The sequence below is a fragment of the Bacteroidota bacterium genome, from assembly GCA_038746285.1.
Classification (GTDB): Bacteria; Bacteroidota; Rhodothermia; order Rhodothermales; family JANQRZ01; genus JANQRZ01.
Window position 1 is genome coordinate 92,855 of sequence record JBCDKT010000003.1, and the last position, 22,121, is coordinate 114,975.

24 protein-coding genes, 1 tRNA gene and 1 other RNA gene are annotated in these 22,121 nt (G+C 68.3%); 17 read left to right on the forward strand and 9 right to left on the reverse strand.

Annotation, left to right across the window (positions count from 1 at the left end):
• The first annotated feature begins 71 nt into the window (after positions 1 to 71).
• Together AAGI91_01900 and AAGI91_01905 are read left to right on the forward strand one after the other, a co-directional pair.
• Positions 72 to 145, forward strand: a tRNA-Arg gene (locus AAGI91_01900).
• Positions 146 to 273: 128 nt separating this feature from the next.
• Positions 274 to 1,677 (forward strand): phosphoglucomutase/phosphomannomutase family protein, encoded by a 1,404-nt coding sequence (locus tag AAGI91_01905; GenBank protein MEM1041358.1) that lies wholly within the window; start codon positions 274 to 276, stop codon positions 1,675 to 1,677.
• A 136-nt stretch (positions 1,678 to 1,813) separates the two neighbouring features.
• On the opposite strand, the gene AAGI91_01910 is transcribed toward AAGI91_01905, so the two are convergent.
• From AAGI91_01910 to AAGI91_01935, 6 genes are all read right to left on the reverse strand, one after another.
• Entirely contained in the window at positions 1,814 to 2,350 is a 537-nt protein-coding gene (locus tag AAGI91_01910) for a YetF domain-containing protein (protein MEM1041359.1), read from the reverse strand.
• Positions 2,351 to 2,362: 12 nt separating this feature from the next.
• Positions 2,363 to 2,950, reverse strand: coding sequence for a CAP domain-containing protein (locus tag AAGI91_01915; protein ID MEM1041360.1), 588 nt, complete (start codon positions 2,948 to 2,950; stop codon positions 2,363 to 2,365).
• Positions 2,951 to 3,031: 81 nt separating this feature from the next.
• Entirely contained in the window at positions 3,032 to 3,700 is a 669-nt protein-coding gene (locus tag AAGI91_01920; protein ID MEM1041361.1) for a hypothetical protein, read from the reverse strand.
• A gap of 48 nt (positions 3,701 to 3,748) precedes the next feature.
• Entirely contained in the window at positions 3,749 to 3,991 is a 243-nt protein-coding gene (locus tag AAGI91_01925) for a GlsB/YeaQ/YmgE family stress response membrane protein (protein MEM1041362.1), read from the reverse strand.
• 232 nt (positions 3,992 to 4,223) lie between these two features.
• Positions 4,224 to 4,596, reverse strand: a transfer-messenger RNA (tmRNA) gene (gene ssrA, locus AAGI91_01930).
• A gap of 41 nt (positions 4,597 to 4,637) precedes the next feature.
• On the reverse strand, positions 4,638 to 5,138 hold the full coding sequence (locus AAGI91_01935; GenBank protein MEM1041363.1) for a hypothetical protein: 501 nt from the start codon (positions 5,136 to 5,138) through the stop codon (positions 4,638 to 4,640).
• 712 nt (positions 5,139 to 5,850) lie between these two features.
• Here AAGI91_01935 and AAGI91_01940 point away from each other — a divergent pair.
• The 4 genes from AAGI91_01940 (at position 5,851) to AAGI91_01955 (ending at position 9,307) form a co-directional block, all read left to right on the forward strand.
• Complete coding sequence (locus tag AAGI91_01940; protein ID MEM1041364.1) at positions 5,851 to 6,165, forward strand: YtxH domain-containing protein; 315 nt, start codon at positions 5,851 to 5,853, stop codon at positions 6,163 to 6,165.
• Between the two features lie 92 nt (positions 6,166 to 6,257).
• Positions 6,258 to 7,178 (forward strand): YaaA family protein, encoded by a 921-nt coding sequence (locus AAGI91_01945; GenBank protein ID MEM1041365.1) that lies wholly within the window; start codon positions 6,258 to 6,260, stop codon positions 7,176 to 7,178.
• A gap of 159 nt (positions 7,179 to 7,337) precedes the next feature.
• Positions 7,338 to 7,961 carry a uridine kinase gene (gene udk / locus AAGI91_01950; protein MEM1041366.1) on the forward strand — a complete coding sequence of 208 codons (624 nt, stop codon included), beginning with the start codon at positions 7,338 to 7,340 and terminating at the stop codon, positions 7,959 to 7,961.
• A 50-nt stretch (positions 7,962 to 8,011) separates the two neighbouring features.
• Positions 8,012 to 9,307 carry an alpha-amylase family glycosyl hydrolase gene (locus AAGI91_01955; protein ID MEM1041367.1) on the forward strand — a complete coding sequence of 432 codons (1,296 nt, stop codon included), beginning with the start codon at positions 8,012 to 8,014 and terminating at the stop codon, positions 9,305 to 9,307.
• Here the strand turns inward: AAGI91_01955 and AAGI91_01960 are convergent.
• Genes AAGI91_01960 through AAGI91_01970 form a run of 3 tightly spaced genes read right to left on the reverse strand, consistent with a single transcriptional unit; the run spans position 9,304 to position 11,671 of the window.
• Positions 9,304 to 10,068, reverse strand: a complete 765-nt coding sequence (locus AAGI91_01960) for a type III pantothenate kinase (protein MEM1041368.1) — start codon at positions 10,066 to 10,068, stop codon at positions 9,304 to 9,306. The two genes, AAGI91_01955 and AAGI91_01960, sit on opposite strands and share 4 nt — an antisense overlap.
• Entirely contained in the window at positions 10,065 to 10,880 is an 816-nt protein-coding gene (locus tag AAGI91_01965) for a biotin--[acetyl-CoA-carboxylase] ligase (protein MEM1041369.1), read from the reverse strand. Before AAGI91_01965 ends, AAGI91_01960 begins: the two co-directional genes overlap by 4 nt.
• 59 nt (positions 10,881 to 10,939) lie before the next feature.
• Positions 10,940 to 11,671 carry a hypothetical protein gene (locus tag AAGI91_01970; protein ID MEM1041370.1) on the reverse strand — a complete coding sequence of 244 codons (732 nt, stop codon included), beginning with the start codon at positions 11,669 to 11,671 and terminating at the stop codon, positions 10,940 to 10,942.
• An 89-nt stretch (positions 11,672 to 11,760) separates the two neighbouring features.
• Between AAGI91_01970 and AAGI91_01975 the strand changes: the two genes are divergently transcribed.
• The 11 genes from AAGI91_01975 (at position 11,761) to AAGI91_02025 (ending at position 22,097) form a co-directional block, all read left to right on the forward strand.
• On the forward strand, positions 11,761 to 12,609 hold the full coding sequence (locus tag AAGI91_01975) for an inositol monophosphatase family protein (protein ID MEM1041371.1): 849 nt from the start codon (positions 11,761 to 11,763) through the stop codon (positions 12,607 to 12,609).
• Positions 12,610 to 12,788: 179 nt separating this feature from the next.
• Entirely contained in the window at positions 12,789 to 13,259 is a 471-nt protein-coding gene (locus AAGI91_01980) for a response regulator (GenBank protein ID MEM1041372.1), read from the forward strand.
• A gap of 125 nt (positions 13,260 to 13,384) precedes the next feature.
• Complete coding sequence (locus AAGI91_01985) at positions 13,385 to 14,239, forward strand: enoyl-ACP reductase (GenBank protein MEM1041373.1); 855 nt, start codon at positions 13,385 to 13,387, stop codon at positions 14,237 to 14,239.
• 72 nt (positions 14,240 to 14,311) lie between these two features.
• The gene (locus AAGI91_01990; GenBank protein MEM1041374.1) at positions 14,312 to 15,070 is read left to right on the forward strand and encodes an HAD hydrolase family protein; all 759 of its coding nucleotides are present in this window, start codon (positions 14,312 to 14,314) and stop codon (positions 15,068 to 15,070) included.
• 130 nt (positions 15,071 to 15,200) lie between these two features.
• Positions 15,201 to 15,995, forward strand: coding sequence for a L,D-transpeptidase (locus AAGI91_01995; GenBank protein ID MEM1041375.1), 795 nt, complete (start codon positions 15,201 to 15,203; stop codon positions 15,993 to 15,995).
• A gap of 63 nt (positions 15,996 to 16,058) precedes the next feature.
• Positions 16,059 to 17,441, forward strand: coding sequence for an NfeD family protein (locus tag AAGI91_02000; protein ID MEM1041376.1), 1,383 nt, complete (start codon positions 16,059 to 16,061; stop codon positions 17,439 to 17,441).
• Positions 17,442 to 17,484: 43 nt separating this feature from the next.
• Positions 17,485 to 17,991, forward strand: coding sequence for an NfeD family protein (locus AAGI91_02005; protein ID MEM1041377.1), 507 nt, complete (start codon positions 17,485 to 17,487; stop codon positions 17,989 to 17,991).
• 53 nt (positions 17,992 to 18,044) lie between these two features.
• Positions 18,045 to 18,695: an energy transducer TonB gene (locus tag AAGI91_02010; GenBank protein MEM1041378.1), complete on the forward strand. Its 651-nt coding sequence runs from the start codon at positions 18,045 to 18,047 to the stop codon at positions 18,693 to 18,695.
• A 7-nt stretch (positions 18,696 to 18,702) separates the two neighbouring features.
• Positions 18,703 to 19,986 (forward strand): NAD(P)/FAD-dependent oxidoreductase, encoded by a 1,284-nt coding sequence (locus AAGI91_02015; protein ID MEM1041379.1) that lies wholly within the window; start codon positions 18,703 to 18,705, stop codon positions 19,984 to 19,986.
• A gap of 109 nt (positions 19,987 to 20,095) precedes the next feature.
• Complete coding sequence (locus AAGI91_02020) at positions 20,096 to 20,284, forward strand: general stress protein CsbD (protein MEM1041380.1); 189 nt, start codon at positions 20,096 to 20,098, stop codon at positions 20,282 to 20,284.
• 127 nt (positions 20,285 to 20,411) lie between these two features.
• Positions 20,412 to 22,097 (forward strand): carboxyl transferase domain-containing protein, encoded by a 1,686-nt coding sequence (locus AAGI91_02025; GenBank protein ID MEM1041381.1) that lies wholly within the window; start codon positions 20,412 to 20,414, stop codon positions 22,095 to 22,097.
• Positions 22,098 to 22,121: the final 24 nt, after the last annotated feature.

The following is a 22,121-nucleotide window of genomic DNA, read 5'->3' on the forward strand; positions in this document are numbered from 1 at the left end:
ACGGTGCGGCGAGACCTACGCGTTCTTCACGCGCTGGCGGGGCGAGGGGCGGTATCTTGATCGCCTGCCACGCGCCGGTAGCTCAGCTGGATAGAGCGTCGCACTACGGATGCGAAGGTCGGGGGTTCGAATCCTCCCCGGCGCGCAGCGCAAGCCCCGACTTGACTTCCGTCAAGTTGGGGCTTCTCGTTTGGCGCCGCCGCCTGCTCGCCTGCGGCACGGTATCTTCCCTGTCCCTCCTGTCCCGCTCCGCTCACCCAGTTTTCGCTCTCCATGACCCCCATTAAATTTGGCACCGACGGCTGGCGCGCCGTGATCGCGCAAGACTACACCTTCGACAACCTCGAGCGCGTGGCGCGGGCGACGGGGCAGTGGATGAAGACGATCGCGGACGGTGAGCCGTCGGCCGTCGTCGGGTACGACGCGCGCTTCCAGGGGGCCGCCTTCGCCGAGCGCACTGCCCAGGTGCTCGCCTCGATGGGCATCCGCGTCCAGCTCGCCGACTCGTTCGTGACGACCCCCGCCGTGAGCTGGGCGACGCGGGAGTACGACCACACCGCCGGGATCGTCATCACGGCCAGCCACAACCCGCCGAGCTACAGCGGCTTCAAGATCAAGTCGAACTTCGGTGCCCCGGCCGACTCGGCCATGATCGCCGAGGTCGAGGCCGAACTCGACCGCCTCGACGACGGCTTCGAACTCCAGCCCCTCGACGCCCTCGGCGAGCACGTCGAGCGGATCAACCTCCGCGAGGCGTACCTCCACGTCCTCAAGGACAAGCTCGACATCGAGGGCATCCGAGGCTCCGGCCTCAAGGTCGGCTGCGACCCGATGTTCGGCGCGGGGCAGGGCACCGTCACCGACCTCCTCGGGCGCGAGAACGTGGTCGAGGTCCACAACGACTTCAACCCCGGCATGCACGGCCAGCCGCCGGAGCCGATGGAGAAAAACCTCCAGTACCTCTCCCGCGTCATCCGCGAGGAGCGCTGCGACGTGGGCCTCGCCTTCGACGGCGACGCCGACCGGATCGGGATGATGGACGAGGAGGGGCGCTTCGTGGACTCGCACAAGATCCTCTCGCTCCTCGCCAAGTACCTCTCGCAGGAGAAGGGCATGACGGGCACGATCATCCGCACCTTCTCGACGACCGACATGCTCGACCGCCTCGGCGAAGCCTACGGCCTCCCGGTCGAGGTGATGAAGATCGGCTTCAAGTACGTCGCCCCGAAGATCATCGAGGGCGACGTGCTCGTCGGCGGCGAGGAGTCGGGCGGGATCGCGGTCAAGGGTCACATCCCGGAGCGCGACGGCGTCTTCATCGGGCTGACGGTCGTCGAGATGATGATGGCGCGCGGGATGACGCTCTCGGAACTCGTCGATGAGATTCAGGACGAGTTCGGGCCGTTCTACTTCTCGCGCAACGACATGCACACGTCGCCGGAGCGCAAGGAGGCGTTCCTCGACATGCTCGCCAACCGCCGCCCCGACACGATCGCGGGCGAGGCCGTGCAGGAGGTCGAGACGCTCGACGGGTTCAAGTTCCGCCTCGGCGACGGCTGGCTGATGTTCCGCCCCTCGGGCACCGAGCCGGTCCTGCGGATCTACGCCGAGGCCTCGTCGCAGGAGCGCGCCGACGCGCTCGTCGCGCAGGGCGTGAAGATGGTGGGCGACGGCTAACGTCTTGCTTTGTTGAGAACCTCAGGTTTCAGTCATCCCGGACCCCGATCCGGGATCCAGAGGATATGCTGAGCCTGTGGATCCCCGCCTGCGCGGGGATGACGGGTAAATGCGCGCAGAGTTTTCCAACAAAGCACTAACGGCTCAGGCGGTCTGCGTCGGCCACGCCGTTGAGCAGCGCCGGGTCGAAGTCGGAACCCGGTTCGCCGTGGAGCACCGACACGTCGCCGGTGGCTTCGAAGACGACCGCGTGGACGGCGTCGAGCGTGAGGACGTTGGCCTCGCGCAGCTTGGCGCGAAGGTCGGCCTCGGAGACGTTCGCCCTGCGGAGGTTGTCGTGCAGGATGTCGCCCCCGGCCATCAGCAGGAGCGGCTGGTTGTCGACCAGGTCGGCCACCGCCTCCGAGCGGGCTCGCCAGGCCGCGACCCCGATCTGGAGCGCGTAGAGCGTCGCGAGCGCGACGAGTGCTCGGAGCAGGGGCGGGTCTTTCGTCAGGATCGCGCTCGCCAGCACCGAGCCGATGGCGACGGTCACCGCGAAGTCGAAGCTCGACATCTTCGAAAAGCTCCGCAGCCCGGCGATGCGGGTCAGCACGACGAGGCCGAGGTACATCCCCGTCGCGCTGAGCACGACGAGGAGGAGCGAGAGAGGAGACGTGGTGATCCAGTCCATGCGTGGCGCAGTCTACAAGGCGCTCAGGTTCAGCGTGACGAACACCTCGAAGTCGGGTCCCGTGGCGATGCCGATCCCGCCAAAGTCGTAGGCGGAGGAGAGCATGTTTGCCCGGTGCCCTGGACTCTCCATCCAGCTCTCGGCGACGAGCGCGGCTAGGTCCTCGGGCGTGTGCCAGAGGTAGACGGTCTGAACGTGGTCTCCGCGCCGGATTGTGTTGACGGTGTCGTAGAGCCGGCCCCGGAAGAGGTTCTCGCCGAGACGCTGGAAGGCGTAGCGCGCACGGCGGGCGCGGTCTCCGGCGCGGAGGCCGTCCGGGTCTCGGTGGGCGAAGAAGGCGCGGTCGAGCATGGCCTGGCTGTGCCCGCGCGCAATCGCGGCGAGGCTCGTGTCCGGCTGGAGCGGGGCGCGCTGGTGCTCGTGGCGTACCCGGTTGACCGCGCGCAGTACTAGCCGCTCCAGCTCCGGCACGTCGAAGCGAGGCACCTCGGCCGACTCGTCGAGTCGTAGGACCGGCTGCGCCGTAGGCTGCGGTGCCGCCCCGCAGCCGAGGACGAGCAGCGCGCACAGGCTGAACAGCAAGCGGACGGTGGGAAGCATCGAGGCATGAAGAGGGCCGGAGAGGTGACCCCCTCCGGCCCGGCGTAGTTCCAGTAGGGTAGTTCCAGTAGGACAGACCGCCTAGCCGTCAACCGGCTCGGTCTCCACATCGACGTCCACCGGCACGCGGATGTTGCCGATAGCCTCGCCGAGGTTGTCGAAGCCTTCGGCGATGCCGCGCTTCATCTCGTTGAACTCCTCGGCCGTCGCGTCGCCGAGGCGGTCGAGGTCGGCGGCGAGTTCTTCGCGCTGGGCTTCGAGCGCGGCCCGTGCCTCGGCCGCTTCCTCGCTGGCCTCGTTGCCAAGCGCCTCCATCTCGCGGTCGATCTCTTCGAGCTGGCGGCCAGCCGCCATGCGAAGCTCCTCGGCGTTCTCGGCCATCGCGAGCTGCGCTTGGTCGATGTCGCGGTCGAGTTCGGCGAGGTTTTCGTCCATCTCCATCTTCATCTCGTTGAACTCCTCGGCCGTCTCAGCCTGCATCGCGTCGATGTTGTTGGCGATCTCCATGCGCTCTTCGCGGAGGTCAGCGATCATTTCGTTGTACTCCTCTTGCGCCTCTGCGCTCGCGCTGGCTGCTTTGGTTTCGAGTTCGGTAATCGCCTCATCGAGTTCCGCCGTGCGGACGTCGATGTCGGCGCGGTAGGACTCAATGTCAACGTCGAGTGTGCCGTCGGGCTCTTCGGTGGTCTCCACCTGGCAGGCTGCGAGGAGGACGAGGGAGCAGAGGGTGAGTAGAGAAAAGCGTGTCATGATGGGTAGGGAGATGGGTAGGAGGGGACGAGAGACTAGCTGGACTGGTCAGGTCTTGCGTTGAACGAAGCCGACGATGAGAAGCAAGAGAATCGCTCCCACCGTGGCTGTGACGAGGCTCCCGATCAGGCCGCGAGCCGCGAGGCCGAGCAACCCGAACAGGAAACCTCCGATGAAGGCACCGAGGACGCCGACGATCAGGTTGGCGAGCAGGCCCATCGACGTGTCCGTCACCTTCTCGGCGATGAACCCTGCCAGCAGACCGATGAGGAGGAAGAGAAGGATGTTCACAGCACGAGTGCGATGAATCGAGGTGTCAGGCTCCGCTGGCGTGCTCGACGACCTGGGCAAGGCGAAGGGCGTCGCTGAGCGCGGGGAGCAGAAGAGAAGAGATGCGCCGTTCAAACCCGGTGCGTACTGTTTTGTTGCATGTCTGCCCTGTGTGCTGCGCGGCAAGCCGGGCAGGCAGACGCGACGAAGACCCCAGCGCAAGGAAAAGCGCCAGGGTCTTCGTGTTGCCAATCTGTGGAGATGCCGGGGGTCGAACCCGGGTCCGAAACGAGCTACAGTCCAGGCGTCTACATGCGTAGTCCGCGTATTGAGAGTCTTTGCCCATGTGGCGGTGCCCACGAACAGGGCTTCCACACGAGCGCAGGCTGGTTGGGTTTCACTGCTTCGGCTCAGCCGGAGCCTACGCAGCTAGCTTATCTAAGTCGATGCCTCAGGAAAGGCCGGTAAGCGAGCCAATCGGGAGACAGATGGAGGCTTTAAGCCGCCATCGCGTACGAGTAATCGTTCGCAGTTATCAGGTTTCTCAGCGTGGGTCACGGGCGTACTGAGAACCACCCGACACGCAGCCTGCCGCACGATCGCTCCGTCGAATCCAAAACATCCCCAGTTGTAAAAGAACAGCGTCCCTCTAACCTGACGGCCTGTATCAGGTTCCTTCGACCTGCTCCTCGTCGCGCTCGCGCGGGGTCCCGATGGGGAGGAAGCCGTGCGCCGCGAGGGCCTCGTTCAAGTCCGGCAGGAGGGCTCGGCGCAGGCCGCTGCCGAGGTAGGGGAGCTTGGACCGGCCCCCGGTGACGTAGCGCCGGACCGGGTGGAAGAGCACCCGGACGTGCCGGTCGCCAATCGGGACGGCGTCGAGGGAGACCGTGATGCGCCAGAGACCCCAGTGGTTGACCGTGCGGGACTCCGTCGAGACGACGTTGGGGGCGGAGGGGGTACCTTCGGTCCACCCGGCGTCGGCGAGCGCGGCCCGGAGCCGGTCGCGCACGTCTTGGGCCCCGGCCTTTTCACCCGGCACCGCTGCGCTGGCAGAGGCGACGGCAGCGGGTTCTACGTCATAGTCCCGGTAGAGCGGCGAGAACGACGGGGCGCAGCCTGAAACCAGGAGGCTGAGCAGGAGGAGGGCGGGGAGAGTGCGCTGGTGCATGGCTCACGCGGAGGCGGACGGACCCTCGAACATACGGCGTCCGCGGCGGTGCGGCAGGGCAAAAAGAAAGCCGGGCGAACACGCTCACCCAAACGTGTCCGCCCGGCGCGGAGGCTGGCATCCACGGTGCGTCGTGCACGGGATGCGTCCTCACTCGAGCAAGCTCCGGCGTAAGGAGGCATATCCAGAGCTTCTGCCAATCCATCTAACAACGGGTATGCCAAACGGGTGGGCACAACACCAAGCGCGGTTGCGAGCCTCCGGGCAGTGCGGGTGTGTGGTATCCTGCACACGTATTGTACAGATAGGTGTCAGGCACTCCGGCGTGCCCTGTCGGGGTGAAGAGGGAGTTAATCGGGGCCGTCGGCAGAACCGGCCCGGCGCGCGCTCCGTGGTAAGAACACGCGGCACTGCTTGCCCCTGCGGGTCCTGCTGCGTACCTTACCAAGCTCTCTGTTGTACACCTGAACCCCCCGAGTCTATGCCCTGCGGCCGTAAGCGCAAGCGTCACAAGATCGCCACTCACAAGCGGAAGAAGCGGCTTCGCAAGAATCGCCACAAGAAGAAGGGGCGGTAGTCTTTCGCGCAGCCTCCTGCGTGGAGAAGCTGCACTCGGTGAGCCGGGTGCAGCTTCTTTGCGTTGTCATCGTACCCGGACGCTGGCGTATCTTCGGTGCGCTCCAGTCCTCCGATCCCTCTCCCTTGATCCGTTATGAGCGCTTCTACTGGCAGTGTCGTCCGCGCCTCCGTGCTGGGAGGGCTCGTCGGCGGCCTCACCGGCTTCGGCCTCGGGCTCATCCTCGCGCCCAACGAGGGGCGTACGGCCCGCCGCCGCCTGGCCTACCTGCTCGACCGCTGGTCGCGGCAGGTGGCGAAGCTCGTGGACCAGCTCGGGTCCGAAGAGGTGCAGAGCGGCGCGCGGGAGAGCGGGGCTGCCCTCATTGCCGACGCGCGCGAGCAAGCCGAGCGCATCCTCCGCGACGCCAACTCGCTCATCAGCGAAGTGCGTCAGCGGCCTGCCGACTAATCACATCCCCCTTCTTGCCTTTCCAGGCCGCGTAGGCCGCCGGCCCCGACCGGTTGGGCCGCCGGTCGTTGGGTTTCACCCGACCCACCTCTATGGCCGACTTTGCGATTCTGCTGGCGAGCGCCGAGGGCAAGGCCCCCGGCGGCAATCCCCTCGCCCCGGACATGTTCGACTATCGGACTTCGAACACGTTCAACTACTTCTCCGACCTCAACCCTGAGCGCCGGGGCATCATCAAGGAGCTTCAGTCGGTCATCCAGGACAGCGACGAGAGAGCGCTGGAGAAACTGTTCGGTGTGAAGGGGGCCACGCTGGAAGAGGCGGTGCGCGTCAACCTTGACGTCTTCGGGAGCCCGCTGCTGGCGGCGGTGGACCGCTACAACCCCGGCGTGATGTACGCCTCGATGGAGTTTCCTGAGTTGCCGACCGGGGCGCAGCGACGCCTGCTCGAAAACGGCGTCATCTTCTCCGGCCTCTTCGGCCTGCTCCGCCCGGACGATCTGATCCCGAACTACCGCCTCAAGATGGACGCCCGGCTACCCGAGGCCGGCAAGCTCTCCGCGTTCTGGAAGCCCATGCTGAGCCAGGCGCTCAACGACGCGCTCAAGGGCAAGTTCGTGTGGGACCTGCTCCCCGGTGCCCACCGCGACGCGTGGGACGACGACGGCTCCTACCGCGCGCTCGTCCAGGTTAAGTTCTACGACGAGAACAGCGGCGAGCGCAAGGCGGTCACGCACAACGTGAAGCAGCTTCGCGGGGCCCTCGTCAACTACATCGTCCGCGACCCGGCCGAAAGCATCGAAGCGCTCCTCGACTGGGAAGCCCCGGGCGGGTTCGAGCTGGACGAGGACGAGACCACGTTCGACGACGAAACGAAGACGGGCACGGTGGTGATGGTCTCGCGGCCCGGCTGGGAGAAGCGCCGCGAGCAGCGCCGCGTCCGCCGCGCCGAGGAGGCCGCAGAGAAGGCCGCCGCCAAAGCCGCCCGCGAAGCCGAAGACGACGAGGAGTAGGAGAGTGGGAGGAGTGGGAGGAGTGGGAGGAGTGGGAGGAGTGGGAGGAGTGGGAGGAGTGGAAAGAAAAGCCGAGAAAGCTAACGAGACCCTCGCGCTTCGCGCCAACCGTCTTCTGTCCTCCGCCTCACCGTCCTCCGTCCACTGTCCTCTGAGCCCATGCCGGTCGTCATCGGAATCGCGGGCGGGTCGGGCTCCGGCAAGACGACGGTGCAGCGGCAGATCATCGAGGTCTTCGGGCCGGACCGGATCGCCCTCCTCGACCACGACTCGTACTACGTCGACCTCGCGCACCTCCCTCAGGCCGAGCGCGCCGGGTTCAACTTCGACCACCCCGAGGCGCTCGAAACCGACCTCATGGTCGCCCACCTCGACCGCCTCCTCGCGGGCGAACCCGTCGAGAAGCCGGCCTACGACTTCACGACCCACAGCCGCCGGGCCGAGACCGAGACGGTCCATCCGCACCCGGTCCTGATCGTCGAGGGCATTCTCGTGCTCGGCGAGCCGTCGCTCCGCAGGCGGATGGACGTCAAACTCTTCGTCGATGCCCCGGACGACGTCCGCCTGATCCGCCGCATCCAGCGCGACATGCACGAGCGCGGGCGCGAGATCGAGACGGTCCTCCAGCAGTACCAACTCACCGTCCGCCCGATGCACCTGGAGTTCGTCGAGCCCTCGAAGCGCCACGCCGACGTCATCATCCCGCACGGCGGGCACAACCGCGTCGCGCTCGACATGGTGCTGGCGCACGTCCAGCGGATGCTGACCCGAGCCGAGCTGTAGCAGCAGAATTGGGTCCGGCGTAGTTTGCCGCTTCGCCCATCTGCCTGCCGATGCCTCGCCGCGCCGCCCTCTGCCTCTGCCTGCTCCTCGCCGCCTGCGCCGACGCGCCCGCGCCCGAGACGCTCAGCGTCGAGCCGGACGCTGTCGCGGAGGTGGACGACACCAGCCCAGTGATCTACGAGGTCTTCGTTCGCAGCTTCACGCCGGAGGGGACGTTCAGGGCGATGATTCCCCGGCTCGATGGGTTGAAACAGCTCGGCGTGGACGTGCTCTGGCTGATGCCGATCCACCCGGTCGGCGAGGAGCGAAAGAAAGGCACCCTCGGCTCGCCCTATGCTATCCGCGACTACAAAGCCGTCAACCCCCGCTTCGGGACGATGGACGACTTCCGGGCGCTCGTCGACGCCGTTCACGCCCGCGATATGCGGATCATCATCGACCTCGTCGCCAACCACACGGCGTGGGACCACGCGTGGGTCGCCGAGCACCCCGAGTGGTACACCCACGACGCGTCGGGTGCGATCATCCATCCGGCGAACACCGACTGGACCGATGTGGCCGATCTCAACTACGACGACCCCGGCGTGCGCACGGCGATGCGCGAGGCAATGCGGTTCTGGGTCGAAGAGGTCGGCATCGACGGCTACCGCTGCGACGTGGCCGACTTGGTGCCGATGGACTTCTGGCGCGAGGCCATCGCCGAACTCGAATCCGTCAAGCCGGTGCTCATGCTCGCCGAGGGGTCGGACCCCGAGTTGCACGACGCAGGTTTCGACCTCAACTACGCCTGGGACACCTACGCCGCGATGAAAGCCATCTGGCGCGGTGCCCCCGCCGACACGCTCTTCACCGTTCTGGAGGCCGAGCGCGAGCGCTACGGCGCCAGCGCCCGGATGCGCTTCACCACCAACCACGACGAGACCGCGTGGGACGACACCCCGCTCGCCCTCTTCGGCGGGACCGAAGGCGCGCAGGCGGCCGCCGTCGTCGCGGCGACGCTGCCGGGCGCGTTCCTCGTCTACAACGGGCAGGAAGTCGGCGACCCGCAGCGCATCCCGCTCTTCGAGAAAACCACCGTTGCGTGGGGCACCGACCCGGCGATGCGCGCCTTCTACGCCGACCTGCTGGCACAGCGCGACCAGTTTGATTCAGGCATCTTGGAAATGCTCGAACACGACGCAGCGGCTGATGTGCTCGCTTACGAACGCTACGAGTCCGCTGATGCAGGCGTAGGTCAACGCATCACGGTAAACGTCCGCAACCAAACTGTCACGTTCTCACCGCGATGGTCTGCCGATCCTGTGGAGCTAGCACCCTACGAATGGCGCATAGACCTTACACACTAAGGGTTGAGACCGAGCAGCACGCGGACGCCGCGCAGGACGAGGTGTGACTCGGTGTGATCGATCCGGCTGATGTGCTCGGCGAGCAGACCGCCCCACCCGCCGGTGGCGATGACGAGCGGCTCGGCGTCGAGTTCGCCAGCGACGCGGGCGAGGAGGCCGCGCACGCCGTCGAGGAAGGGCAGCATGGTGCCTGCGTGCACTCCCTCTTCGGTCGAGCGGCCGACGGCCCGTTTCGGGATCTCGGCTTCGACTTCGGGAAGCTGGCCGGTGCCCCGGGCCAGGGCGCGGCGCACGAGGTCCGGCCCCGCGCCAATCGCCCCGCCGAGAAATACACCGTCCGCACTCACCACCTCGACGGTCACCGCTGTCCCGGCATCGACGACCACGAGCGGTCGGTCGGGCGCGTCCGTGCGGTACCGGTTCCACGCTCCGGCAGCAGCAGCGAGTCGGTCGGCCCCCAGCGTTTCCGGTGTCCGGTAGCCCATCTCGAACGGGAGCGCGAGCGACGGACGGACGAGCACCGGCACCCGCAGCGTCTCGGCGCGCACGGCTTCGGTCACCCGCTCCGCCACGCCCGGCACAACGGACGCGATCCCGATGCGCTCGACCTCAGCACCGTCGAGATGCCGTCGCAGCGTATGCCTGTAGGTGGGGACGGACGCGGCCGGGTCGGTAGCAAGGCGGAATGTGCGCGCGAGGTGCGCCCCGTCGAACAGGCCGCCTTTGACGGCCGTGTTGCCGATATCGAGGGCGAGGATCACGAAGCCGAGGCGTGTGCGTGACCGGACTGAAACGTTACGTCGCCCGCGTGCAGGACTCTGGTCCCGGTCTCGGTGCGGAGGCAAAGCGCGCCGGCGGCGTCGATGCCTTCGACGACGCCGCGCGCGGCGCGGCCGTCCTGCGTGAGACGGACCGAGACCGCCGTTCCCCGTCCGGTCATGCGCTCGGTAAAGGCTTCGCGAACGGCCGCGTCGTTGCCCGCAGCGAGTTGACCGGCCCAGTATTCCAGCCTCTCCAGCAGCCGGGCGAGCAGGGCCGCGCGCGGAATGAGGCGACCCGTCTCCAGGCGAAGCGACGTGGCCCGGTCGGCCAGCGCGTCGGGAAACGCGTCCTGGTTGACGTTGAGCCCGATGCCGAGTACGACGAAGCGGGGGGCGTCGAGGCTCGACTCCAGCAGCATCCCGCAGCACTTCCGGCCGCCGAGCAGCACGTCGTTCGGCCACTTGATGCGCGGCTCGGCGGGGTCGGTCCATGCCTCCACGGCCTCGGCCACGGCGACGCCGCCGGCGAGCGTGACCAGGCTGAGGCGTTCCGGCGGGAGTGCCGGCCGCAGCACGACCGAAAAGAGGAGGCCCTGCCCGGACCTGTCGGTCCATGAGCGCCCGAGCCGGCCGCGCCCCGCCGTCTGGTGCTCGGCCACGACGATGGCACCTTCCGGCGCGCCAGCCCGCGCCCACTGCACCGCCTCGGTGTTCGTCGAGCCGACCGTCTCGAAGCCTCGCTGCACGCGCCCGAAGCGGTCGGTGCGGAGCAGCGGGGCGAGGTCGCGGAGGAGAGAGAGAGGGGCCGGCATGGTGCAAGGTAGCACGCCGAATAGCAGCGGGGTGCGCTACCGTCAGCGGCGCGCTCTGCTCAGTACGCGTAGCGGCGTGTGAGGCGAAGGCGTCGGGGCGTCGCCAGCGGTGCGCCGAGCATCGTCTCGACGTGCGTCCTGTAGGGTCGCCAGCCGTCCGGTCCAGGATGGAGCAGTACCGACGACGCGGTCGTCTCCCCGAAGAGCACGGCGTCCATCACGCGCCGCAGCCGGAACCCGACCAGCGCCTCGGTCTCGGGGTCGAGGTAGAGGCGGGCGCTGCGCAGCGGCTGGCCGTCGCCCTCGCCGGGACGGGCCTCGACGGTCAGCACCCGCACCGGTCGGTCGCCGAGGAGCGTGTCCGGTGCCGTGCCGAAGCGGAACGCCTCGCGCCCGCGCGCGTCAAGCCACGGGGCGTCTGCGGGAAGGCGCGGCGCGACCGGGGGCTCGTCAAGGGCAGCGCGCCACACGGCCTCACCGCCGAAGGCACCGAACGCAAAAGCCCCGGCGGAATCGGTCGAAACCATGGTGACGCCGTCTGCCGTGTGCTGCGTCGTGCGTGTCCGCGAAGCCAGGAGCGTGCCGTCTGCGCCGAGCTGCTCGACCTGCGTCTCCAGAACGTGCGGGGCCGCGCCGAGCCGCGCGAAGGCCCGGGTGAGGTCGTCCGGGTCGAGAGCGCCGAGAAGCGCGAGGATGGAATCGCGCTCAGCCGCCTCGGTGGCCGAGAGCGGAGTGGGAGGCGGCTCGGCACAGGCCGCGAGGAGGAGGAACAGAAGCGGGACGAAGCGCACGGGCGAAGCGGGGCAGAAAACCAAATCGTGAACCGGGAACCGCCAGGGGCGACCGCCGGTGGTTGCGGCCTCTCCAACGCCTCTCCCGTATGCCTGCTCCCGACTACCAACAGGAACTCGACGCCGCCGTCGCGGCGGCTCGGCAGGCCGGGGCTCTCGTCCGCGCGCGCATCGGGCAGGCCGGGGCGGTTCAGGAAAAAGGCCTCCACGACCTCGTCACGGAGACCGACGAAGCCTCGCAGCGCCTGATCCTCAACGTGCTGGCCAACGCGTGCCCCGGCATCGAGGCGCTCGCCGAGGAGGGCGCGTCGGAGGAAGAGCTTCGGGGCGGCTATGGCCGGCCCCGCTGGATCATCGATCCCATCGACGGAACGACCAATTTTACGCACGGTGTGTCTCCGTTTTGCATCTCGATCGCTCTCCACGACGGCGCCGACCTCGTGCTCGGCGTCGTCTACGAGGTCACGGCCGACGAACTCTTTGCCGCCGTGCGGGGCCGGGGGCTGACGCTTAACGGCGTGCCCGCCAGCGTGAGCGGCACCGAGGAGTTAGAGCACAGCCTCATCACCACCGGCTTCCCGTTCCGCCTGTTCTGGTACCTCGACGCCTACCTCGACGTGCTACGCCAGCTCATGCTTTCCACGCGCGGGCTCCGCCGTCCCGGCGCGGCGGCGGCCGACCTGGCCTACGTAGCCTGCGGCCGCTTCGACGGGTACTTCGAGGCCGGGATCGCGCCGTGGGATGTGGCGGCTGGGATCGTGCTCGTCCGCGAAGGCGGGGGGCGCGTGACGACGCTCGGCGGGGCGGAGCAGGGCATGCTCTTTGGTGGCCAGATTCTTGCTACCAACGGCCACCTCCACCAGCCGATGCAAACGATCACCGCACCGCTCGGTAAAGCTTACGCCGCGGGGCTGAGTCCGTCCGATCGGACACGCTAGCGTGACGCGGCCGGATAAGTGAAGCGGCACGCGCGATCTAGTTAGGCTTTTTCTCCTTAACATGGCCCTGCCGAGGACGATATCAGGCTCAGGTTCACAGACGGCGCACCCCGTGGCTCCCGGGTGTGGTCCGAGTCCCCGCTGAGTTTCGTCCCCTCTCCCCCTCCGCGCTTCAGCCCATGAGTCTCCAGCCCTCTACGTCCGCGAAGCCCGCCACTCCAGAGACCCCTGCGCGTCCGGTTGTCCTCGTCGTAGACGACTACGCCGAGACCCGGCGCCTGATCTACTTCTACCTCCGCGACGAGTACGAGGTCGTAGAGGTGGACTCGGCCGAGAAGGCGGTGGCCTACCTCGCTGAAGGCAACCCGGCCCACCTCGTGGTAATGGACATCAACTTCCAGGACGGGATGAACGGGATGACGGCCACCGAGCAGATCCGCTCCAACCCGGCCCTCAAGAACCTGCCGATTCTCGCCACCTCGGCCTACGCCTACCCCGACGACCGCACGCGCTTCCTCGAGACCGGCTTCGACGACTACATCGCCAAGCCGCTGTTCAAGGAGCGGACGCTCAAGAAGGTTCGCAGCATGCTCGGCGGCAACGGACAGGGCGTGTGGGTGACGAAGAAGCAGGAGAACGGCGAGGCGTAGGGCCGGACCGAACGGCACCCGGCCGGAAGAAGATGCCGGAACGGCTTGCCGCAATTTCTCGAAATCGGAAGGGGCGGGCTGCCTAGTTTGGGCGGCCCGCCCCTTCCGGTTCAACCCCGCCTCTCATGTCTACGTCTCACGGCCTCCTCAGCGCCAAGCACGGCGTCATCTTCGGCGCGCTTGACGAGCGCAGCCTCGCCTGGAAAATCGCCGATGCCTGCCGCCGCGAGGGGGCGACGTTCGTCCTCTCCAACGCACCGGTCACCAAGCGCTTCGGGAGCCTCGACGCGCTCGCCGAGCAGACTGGCAGCCCGGTCGTCTACGCCGACGCCCAGAAAGACGAGGACCTCGAGGCGCTCTTCGACCAGGTCAAGAGCGAGCACGGGCCGGTCGACTTCGTCGTGCACTCCATCGGGATGGGCGTCAACGTGCGCAAGAACAAGCCCTACGAAGCGCTCAACCACGACTGGTACCTCAAGACGCTCGACATCTCGGCGGCGTCCCTCCACCGGGTCGTGCAGGCCGGGCTGAAGCAGGAGGCCCTTGCCGATGGCGGCTCGATCGTCGCGCTCTCCTACATCGGCGCGCAGCGGGTCTTCTCGAAGTACTCCGAGATGGGTGACGCGAAAGCGCTGCTGGAGAGCATCGTCCGCTCCTTCGGCTACCGGCTCGGCAAGCGTGGCATCCGCATCAACTCCGTCAGCCAGAGCCCGACGCGCACCACGGCCGGCGGCGGCATCAACGGCTTCGACGCCATGTTCGACTTCGCCGACCAACTCTCCCCGCTCGGCAACGCCGACGCCGAGAGCTGCGCCGACTACGTCGTCACGCTCCTGAGCGACTACGCGCGGATGGTGACGATGCAGAACCTCTTCCACGACGGCGGCTTCTCCTCGATGGGCATCTCGGACCGGACCGTCGAGTTGCTCGCCGACGTGCTCGGCGGGGAAAAGGATGGGCGTGGAGAGCAGGGAGAGTGAGGAGGGATCTCCGACTCTGACCTGGGCGCTTCTTTCCATTCCCTCCCTGCCCTCCACGTCCGACTAGCTTCCATGATTCGCCTCTTCCTCGCCGACATCGACGGCTGCCTCGCGGCCCCCTACGAAGCGTACGACCTCGCCGGCTTCCGGCAGTTCGCCGAGGCGGGCCGCCGCGCCGAGACCGACCCGGTCTACCCGCGCGTCGGCATCTGCTCCGGGCGGTCCTACGCCTACGTCGAGGCCGTCGCGCAGGCGCTCGACCTGCGCGGCCCGGCCCTGTTCGAGAGCGGCGGCGGCCGCTTCGACCTTCAGACGGCGAGCATTCGGTGGAGCCCGCTGCTGACGCCCGAGGTCGAGGACGCCCTCGGCGCGGTGCGCAGCTACTTCCACCGCGACCTCCTCCCCGGCTCTAGGCTGTCGTTCGACTACGGCAAGCGCGCCCAGGTCGGCGTCATCGGGACCGACCAGGACGAGATCGAGCGCTGCTTCGCCGAGGTGGACCGCTTCGTGTCGGCGCACCACCCGAGCCTGATCGTCCACCCGACGCACGTCTCCATCGATGTCCTTCCGCGCGCGCTCACGAAGCGCGTTGCGGTCGAGACCGTCGCAGAAGAGGAGGGACTATCCATCGGCGAGGTGGCCTTCATCGGCGACACCCAGGGCGACATCGGGGCGCTGCAGGCCGTCGGGTTCTCGTTTGCGCCGCAGAACGCCACGCCCGCGACGAAGGCGGCAGCGCGGGTCGTAACGGAGGGCGCGGTGCTCGACGGGACGCTCGAAGCCTACCGCTGGTGCCTCCGTCACAATGAGGCGCAGGCCGACGCGGCTTAACGGTCGGTACGTGGTGGACGAGGTTCAGGTATGCCCAGAACGGGCGACCTGCCACACCTTCTCTCACCCGCTTCAGCCTCTCCGCTCGTCCGCTCTTTATATTCGGCCTCCGCCACGCGCCGCCCGCCCGATGTTGCGTTCGCTTGTCTTCCTCTTCTGCTGCTTCGCGGAAAGCGCCCACGCGCAGCCGTCGGACGCGGTCGCACCCGAGCCCGTGGCGACGGCACCGAGCAGTGCCTCGCCGGACCGCGCGGTGCCCGCCGATGAGGCACCGATATTCTACGTCGTCCGCGAGCGCCCGCGCGTGTTCAGCGCGCCCGACTCGTCCCGCGCCTTCGCCCGGCTCGACTTCCGCGAGGGCGTCCGCGTGATCGAGCAGCGCGGCGCGTGGAGCCGCATCGTCGGCGAGGAGACGGTCGGATGGGTGGCGTCCGCCGCGCTCTCCAACGTCTGGGTGATGGTCGACAAAGCCAGCCGCAACCTCTACGTCTACCGCGGTGCCGAGGTCGTGCGCCGCCTCCCGGCCGACGTGTCGCAGAACCCCGACGACGACAAGGTCCGCCGGGCCGACCTCGGCGAGCGCGACCACTACCGCATTCCCGAGGGCTCGTTCTTCATCACCTCGAAGAATCTCAACAGCCAGTACTACCGCTCGCTCATGCTGAGCTACCCCAACGCCGAGGACGCCGCGCGCGGGCTGGAGGCCGAGCTGATCTCCGAGCGCGAGCATGACCGGATCGTGGAGGCCGCCGAGGACTTCCGCACGCCGCCAATGGGGACCAAGCTCGGCGGGGCGATTGCGATTCACGGCCAGGGGTCCGGGCGGCAGCGGGCGTGGACGCGCGGCTGCGTCGCCCTGCGCGACGTGCACCTCGACGCGATCTGGGACCTCGTCGAGGTTGGCACACCGGTCCTGATCCAGTGAGAAGGCGCTGAATCTTACAGCGCGCGGATCGCGTACAGGAGCCCCATCCTGTCCTGCAACGCCATGATCCGTCTGATCTGCTTTCTCACGCTCGCTTTGACTGCTGCTCCTGCTGTAGTGGCACAGGGCGCGCCCGCGGGCGACGAACGCATCGCTGCCGTCGCCGACTCGCTCGGGACGGGCGACGTGTTCGTCGTCCCGGTCCAGGGGATGATTGACGCGGCGCTCGCCAACTACATCGACCGGGCGCTTGAAGACGCGGCCGAAGCTGAGGCCGCGCTCGTGCTCTTCGACATCGACACGTTTGGGGGGCTTGTCGATGCCGCCGACCAGATCCGCTCGGCGATCCTCCACAGCGAGATCCCGACGGTCGCCTTCATCGACCCGAACGCGGCCAGCGTGGGGGCGCTGATCTCGTACGCCAACGACGTGATCGTGATGGCCCCCGGCGCGTCGATGGGCGCGGCGACGGTCGTGGACGGGGCGGGGACGAAGGCGTCGGAGAAGATGCAGAGCTACATGCGCGGGCTGATGCGCGCCACGGCCGAGGCGGGCGGGCGCGACCCCGAGATCGCCGAGGCGATGGTGGACGAGACGCTGGAAGTCGACGGCGTGGTCGAGGAGGGCACGCTCCTCACGCTCTCGGCGAGCGAGGCCGAGCGCCTCGGCGTCGCCGACGCCGTCCTCGGCACGAAGGACGACGTCCTGGCGGCCCTGGGCGCAGCCGACCGGCCCCGCGTCGAGCACCAGGCCTCGACGGCCGAGCGGGTGCTCCGCTTCCTCGGAGCCCCGGTCATGGCCTCGATCCTGATGATGATGATGCTAGGCGGGCTGTACTTCGAACTCCAGACGCCGGGCGTCGGGTTCGCCGGGGCGATGTCGGCCGTCGGGGCAGCGCTGTTCTTCGCGCCGCACTACATGCTCGGCCTCGTGCAGAGCTGGGAGATCGCGCTCTTCGGCCTCGGGGTGCTGCTGCTTTTGATCGAAGTGTTCGTCATCCCCGGCTTCGGCGTGGCCGGTATCATGGGTCTCCTGCTAACTCTCTTCTCACTTGGCGCAGCGCTCATCGGCAACGTCGGCCTCCAGTTCCCCTCCGGCGGAGCGATCACCCAGGCCATCCTGACGCTCGCTGGGACGCTCATTCTCGTGATGATCTTCGGCTACTCCGTCGGGCGCTACCTGCCGAAGTCGGAGCGGTTCGGGCACCTCGTCCTCGCGCCCGAACTCGGCAGCGCGGCTGGCTACATCGCGGCCGACTCGGACGACACGCTCCTCGGCCAGGTCGGCGTGGCGCTGACGACGCTGCGCCCGGCCGGCATGGCCGAGATCGACGGGCGGCGCGTAGACGTGGTCTCGCAGAGCACGTTCGTGCCGCAGGGGGAGCACGTCGAGGTCGTCAGCGTGCGCGGGAGCCGGGTCGAGGTGCGCCCGGCGCGCGCGTCGTAGCTCGGCCGACTTCCATTCCAACGACTAACGCGCGGCCTTCCCGGTGGAATTTCTGATCCCGCTCCTCCTCGTGCTCGTCGGCCTCGGCCTGATCGCGGTCGAGGTCTACGTCGTGCCGGGGTTTGGCGCGGTCGGCATCGGGGGCGGGCTGGCGATCGTCGCGGGCGTGGTCTACGCCTTCGTGACGCTGGGGCCGGCGGGCGGCGTGCTCGCCGCGCTGGGCTCGGTCGGGGCCGGGGCCGGGCTGTTCTACTTCTTCTGGCAGACCGGCGCGTGGGACCGCTTCGTCCTCGCCGCCGACCTGCGGCGCGACAAAGACGCCGACGCGCGCGAGCACGATACCCGCTCGCGCTACCTCGGCCGCGACGCGGTCGCGGTGACGCCGCTGCGGCCGGGCGGGATCGTCGAGATCGACGGCGAGCGCGTCGAGGTGCAGACCGAGGGCGAGTTCATCGCCTCGGGCAGCACCGTCCGCGTCGTGGCGATGGACCGGCGGCGCTTCTTCGTCCGCCTCGCCGACGCCCTGCCTGAGGCTGGGGCGGACCGGTAGGTCTGAAGCGAGGCGTATTTTGCGCGTGTCCTCACCCACGTAACCGCGCCGCCATGTTCCGCCTCGCCCTCCTCGTTCTCGCCCTCGCCTTCTTCACCGGCTGCGGCGGCAGCGAACCGGTAGACCTCGGGCCGCCGCCCGGCTGGAACGCCGACGGGATGCGCTGGTGGCAGGACGGCGTGGACACGACCGTCGCCTTCCGCGACCTCGAAACCTTCGAGGCGATGGCCCTCAGCGAGCGGCCCGACGGCAAGCGCACCGAGAGCCCGACGCACCGCAACGTGCAGCAGAAGTTCATCGCGCTCTACCGCAACGCGCCCGAGTTCGTGGACTCGCTCTTCACCGAGATCGCCGTGCCGCTGATCGACGCGCGGGGGCAGGACGAAAACCGCGACGCCCTCGAGCGCGACATCAACCGGGAGTTGGGCAAGGTCTTCTTCTTCCCCCGGCCCGCGCCGAGCGACGTGGCGATCACCTACCCCGACAGCCTCCGGCAGGCCGGCATCGGTGGGGCCGTGAAGATGCAGGTCTACCTCAGCGAAGACGGCGCACCGCTAGCCATCAAGCTCGTCGACCCGGTCCACCCAACGCTCGACGCGGTGGCAATGCGGGCGACGGCGCAGAAGACCTGGCAGCCCGCCGCGAGCCGGGGCGAGACGATGCGCTCCTACGTCCGCAGCGTGCTCAACTTCACCACGGGTTAGGTCCGCAATGGAGCGAGCTGATGTAGTCGTCGTCGGGGCTGGGGCGGCGGGGCTGATGGCGGGCATTTTCGCCGGGCGCTCCGGCGCGGGGCGCGTCGTGCTCCTCGACGGGGCGCGGAAGCTCGGGGCGAAGATCCTTGTCGCGGGCGGCGGGCGCTGCAACGTGACCCACCACGCCGTCAATGCCCGCGCCTACGCAGGCTCCACTCGGGGTGCGATCAAAAAGGTGCTCCGCCGGTTCGACGTGCCCGCGACGGTTGACTTCTTCGCCGACCTCGGCGTGGACCTCAAGCGCGAGGAGACCGGCAAGCTCTTCCCGACGACCGACAGCGCGAAGACCGTCCTGGGCGCGCTCCTGCGGGCGAACCACGAGGCGGGCGTCGAGGTCCGGCACCCGCGCCGCGTCGAGACGGTCGAACCGGCTGGCGACGGGTTCCGGGTGATGGGGGAGTGGGGTGAGATTGAGGCCGCGCGCGTCGTCCTCGCCACCGGCGGCAAGAGCCTCCCCAAGAGCGGGTCCGACGGGCACGGCTACCGCATCGCCGAGACGCTCGGGCACACCGTCACGCGGCGCGTCTTCCCGGCCCTCGTCCCGCTCACCCTACCCGCCGGCCACCCGCTCTGCGCGCTCAGCGGCGTCACCGTCCCCGCCACGATCCAGCTCCGCAGCGCGACCGGCAAGAAAGGCAAGGCGTTCACCGACTCGACCCTCCTCACCCACTTCGGGCTGAGCGGCCCGTCCGTCCTCGACCTGAGCCGCTACTGGCTCGACGCCCGCGAGGACGACGAGGGCGCGCACGTCACCGTCGACTGGCTCCCCGGCACCGCGCCGGCCGCGCTCGACGCGGACTTCCAGGCGCTCGGCACGACGGTCCTCCGCTTTCTCCGCGAGCGCCTCCCCGAGCGCCTTGCCCGCGCGCTCCTCGACGAAGCCGGCGTCGGTCCCGAAACGACCGGCGACACCCTCACCCGCGCCGACCGGCGGGCGCTCGTCGAGGCCGTGACCGCGCTCCGCCTCCCGCTCACCGGCGACCGGGGCTACCGCTACGCCGAGGTCACCGCCGGGGGCGTCCCGCTCGCCGAACTGGACCTCGGCACGATGGCTTCGCGCTGCACGCCGGGGCTTTACCTCTGCGGCGAGGTCTGCGACGTGGACGGCCGCATCGGCGGGTTCAACTTCCAGTGGGCCTGGGCGAGCGGCCATGTCGCCGGAACCGCACTGGGCCAGACGCTGAGCGCTCGCCGTGCCCACGTCAACTCTCAGCGAAGCCCTGCTCAGGCCCTCTCCTAGCACACTTGCTATAGGGGAAACCCCGTTGTATTTTGTAGGGCCTGGGGAAACGGCTTAGTGCCCTCCCGGAAGGGCCGTTTTTTCCGTACTACAAACTTGGGTGAGACGCATGGGCAAGCAGCGCATGGAGCAAAACTGGGAGCGTGTCCGCACGCAGATCTTCGCCGTATGGGGCGAGATCGACGACAAGGAGCTGAAAAAGGCGCGCGGCAACCTCAACAAGATGGTCAACCTCATCCACGAGAAGACCGGCGAGGACCGCACCCTCATCATGCAGAAGATGAGCGCCGTCATCTGACGCTGCCTCCCGCTCGATACCGGGTCCGGCCTCCCCAGGCTGGACCTTTTCTTTTGGCCCCGGGATCGCTACTTTCGGCCCACTCCTTTCGGTTCAGCCGCTCCCTTCTCCGAACGCTCCGCACCCTATGCCCGACGTCGTCTCCACTCTCGGCACTCCAGCGTCCGATCACGCGAAGTTCGACGCGCGCGCGGAGCACGCCCGCGCCCTGCTCGGCGAGCTGGAAGCGCACGCCAGCCAGGTCCGGCTCGGCGGCGGGCAGAAGCGGATCGACCGCGAGCACAGCCGGGGCAAGCTGACCGCCCGCGAGCGCATCGCCGCGCTCGTCGACGAGGGCACCGATTTTATGGAACTCGGCCTCTTCACCGGGTGGGGGATGTACGAGGCCGAGGGCGGCTGCCCGTCCGGCGGGACGGTGATGGGGCTGGGGCGCGTCCACGGCCGCCTCTGCGTCCTCGTCGCGAATGACGCCACCGTCAAGGCCGGGGCGTGGTTTCCGATCACGGCCAAGAAGAACCTCCGCGCCCAGGAGATCGCCATCGAGAACCGCCTGCCGATCGTCTACCTCGTGGACTCGGCCGGCGTCTACCTCCCGATGCAGGACCAGATCTTCCCCGACAAGGAACACTTCGGGCGCATCTTCCGCAACAACGCCCGGATGTCCTCGATGGGCATCCCGCAGATCGCGGCGATCATGGGGAGCTGCGTCGCGGGCGGGGCCTACCTCCCGATCATGTCTGACGAGGCCCTCATCGTCGACGGCACCGGGTCGGTCTTCCTCGCCGGGCCGTTCCTCGTCAAGGCCGCCATCGGCGAGACGACCGACAACGAGACGCTCGGCGGGGCGGCGACGCATTCCGAGATCTCGGGCGTCACCGACTACAAGATGCCCGACGACGAGACCTGCCTTGCGACGATCCGCGACCTCGTCTCCCACCTCGGGGCGCGCGCCCGCGCCGGGTTCGACCGCGCCGAGGCTGTGCCGCCGGCCTTCGCCCCGGCGGAACTCTACGGCGTGATGCCCGAGAGCCGCCAGGTTCCCTACGACGTGCGCGACGTCCTCGCCCGGATCATCGACGCCGGCAGTTGGACCGAATACAAAGAGCAGTACGGCCAGACGCTCCTCTGCGGCTACGCCCGGATCGACGGGTGGAGCGTCGGCATCGTCGCCAGCCAGCGCCTTGTGGTGATGGCGAAGCAGGGCAAGAAGGCGCACACGAACGAGATGCAGGCGGGCGGTGTGATCTACTCCGACTCCGCCGACAAGGCCGCGCGGTTCATCATGAACTGCAACCAGAAGAAGATCCCGCTCGTGTTCCTCCAGGACGTGACCGGCTTCATGGTCGGCAACCGGAGCGAGCATGGGGGCATCATCAAGGACGGCGCGAAGATGGTCAACGCCGTCGCCAACTCCGTCGTCCCGAAGTTCACCGTCATCATCGGCAACTCGTACGGCGCGGGCAACTACGCGCTCTGCGGCAAGGCCTACGACCCACGCCTGATCCTGGCGTGGCCGACGGCGCAGATCGCGGTGATGGGCGGCAAGCAGGCGGCGAAGACGCTGCTCCAGATCGAGATCGGCACGCGCAAGCGGAAGGGGGAGACGGTGTCTGAAGAGGAGCAGGCAGCCCTGCTCGAGGAGATGACGGCGCGCTACGAGGCCCAGACCTCGCCCTACTACGCCGCGGCCCGGCTGTGGGTGGACGAGATCATCGATCCGGCTGCGACCCGGCAGTGGCTCGCCACCGGCATCGAGATGGCCGACCACAACCCGCACGTCCCCCGCTTCAACCCCGGCGTGCTTCAGACGTGAGGCTGGTAGACCGAAACTAGTACG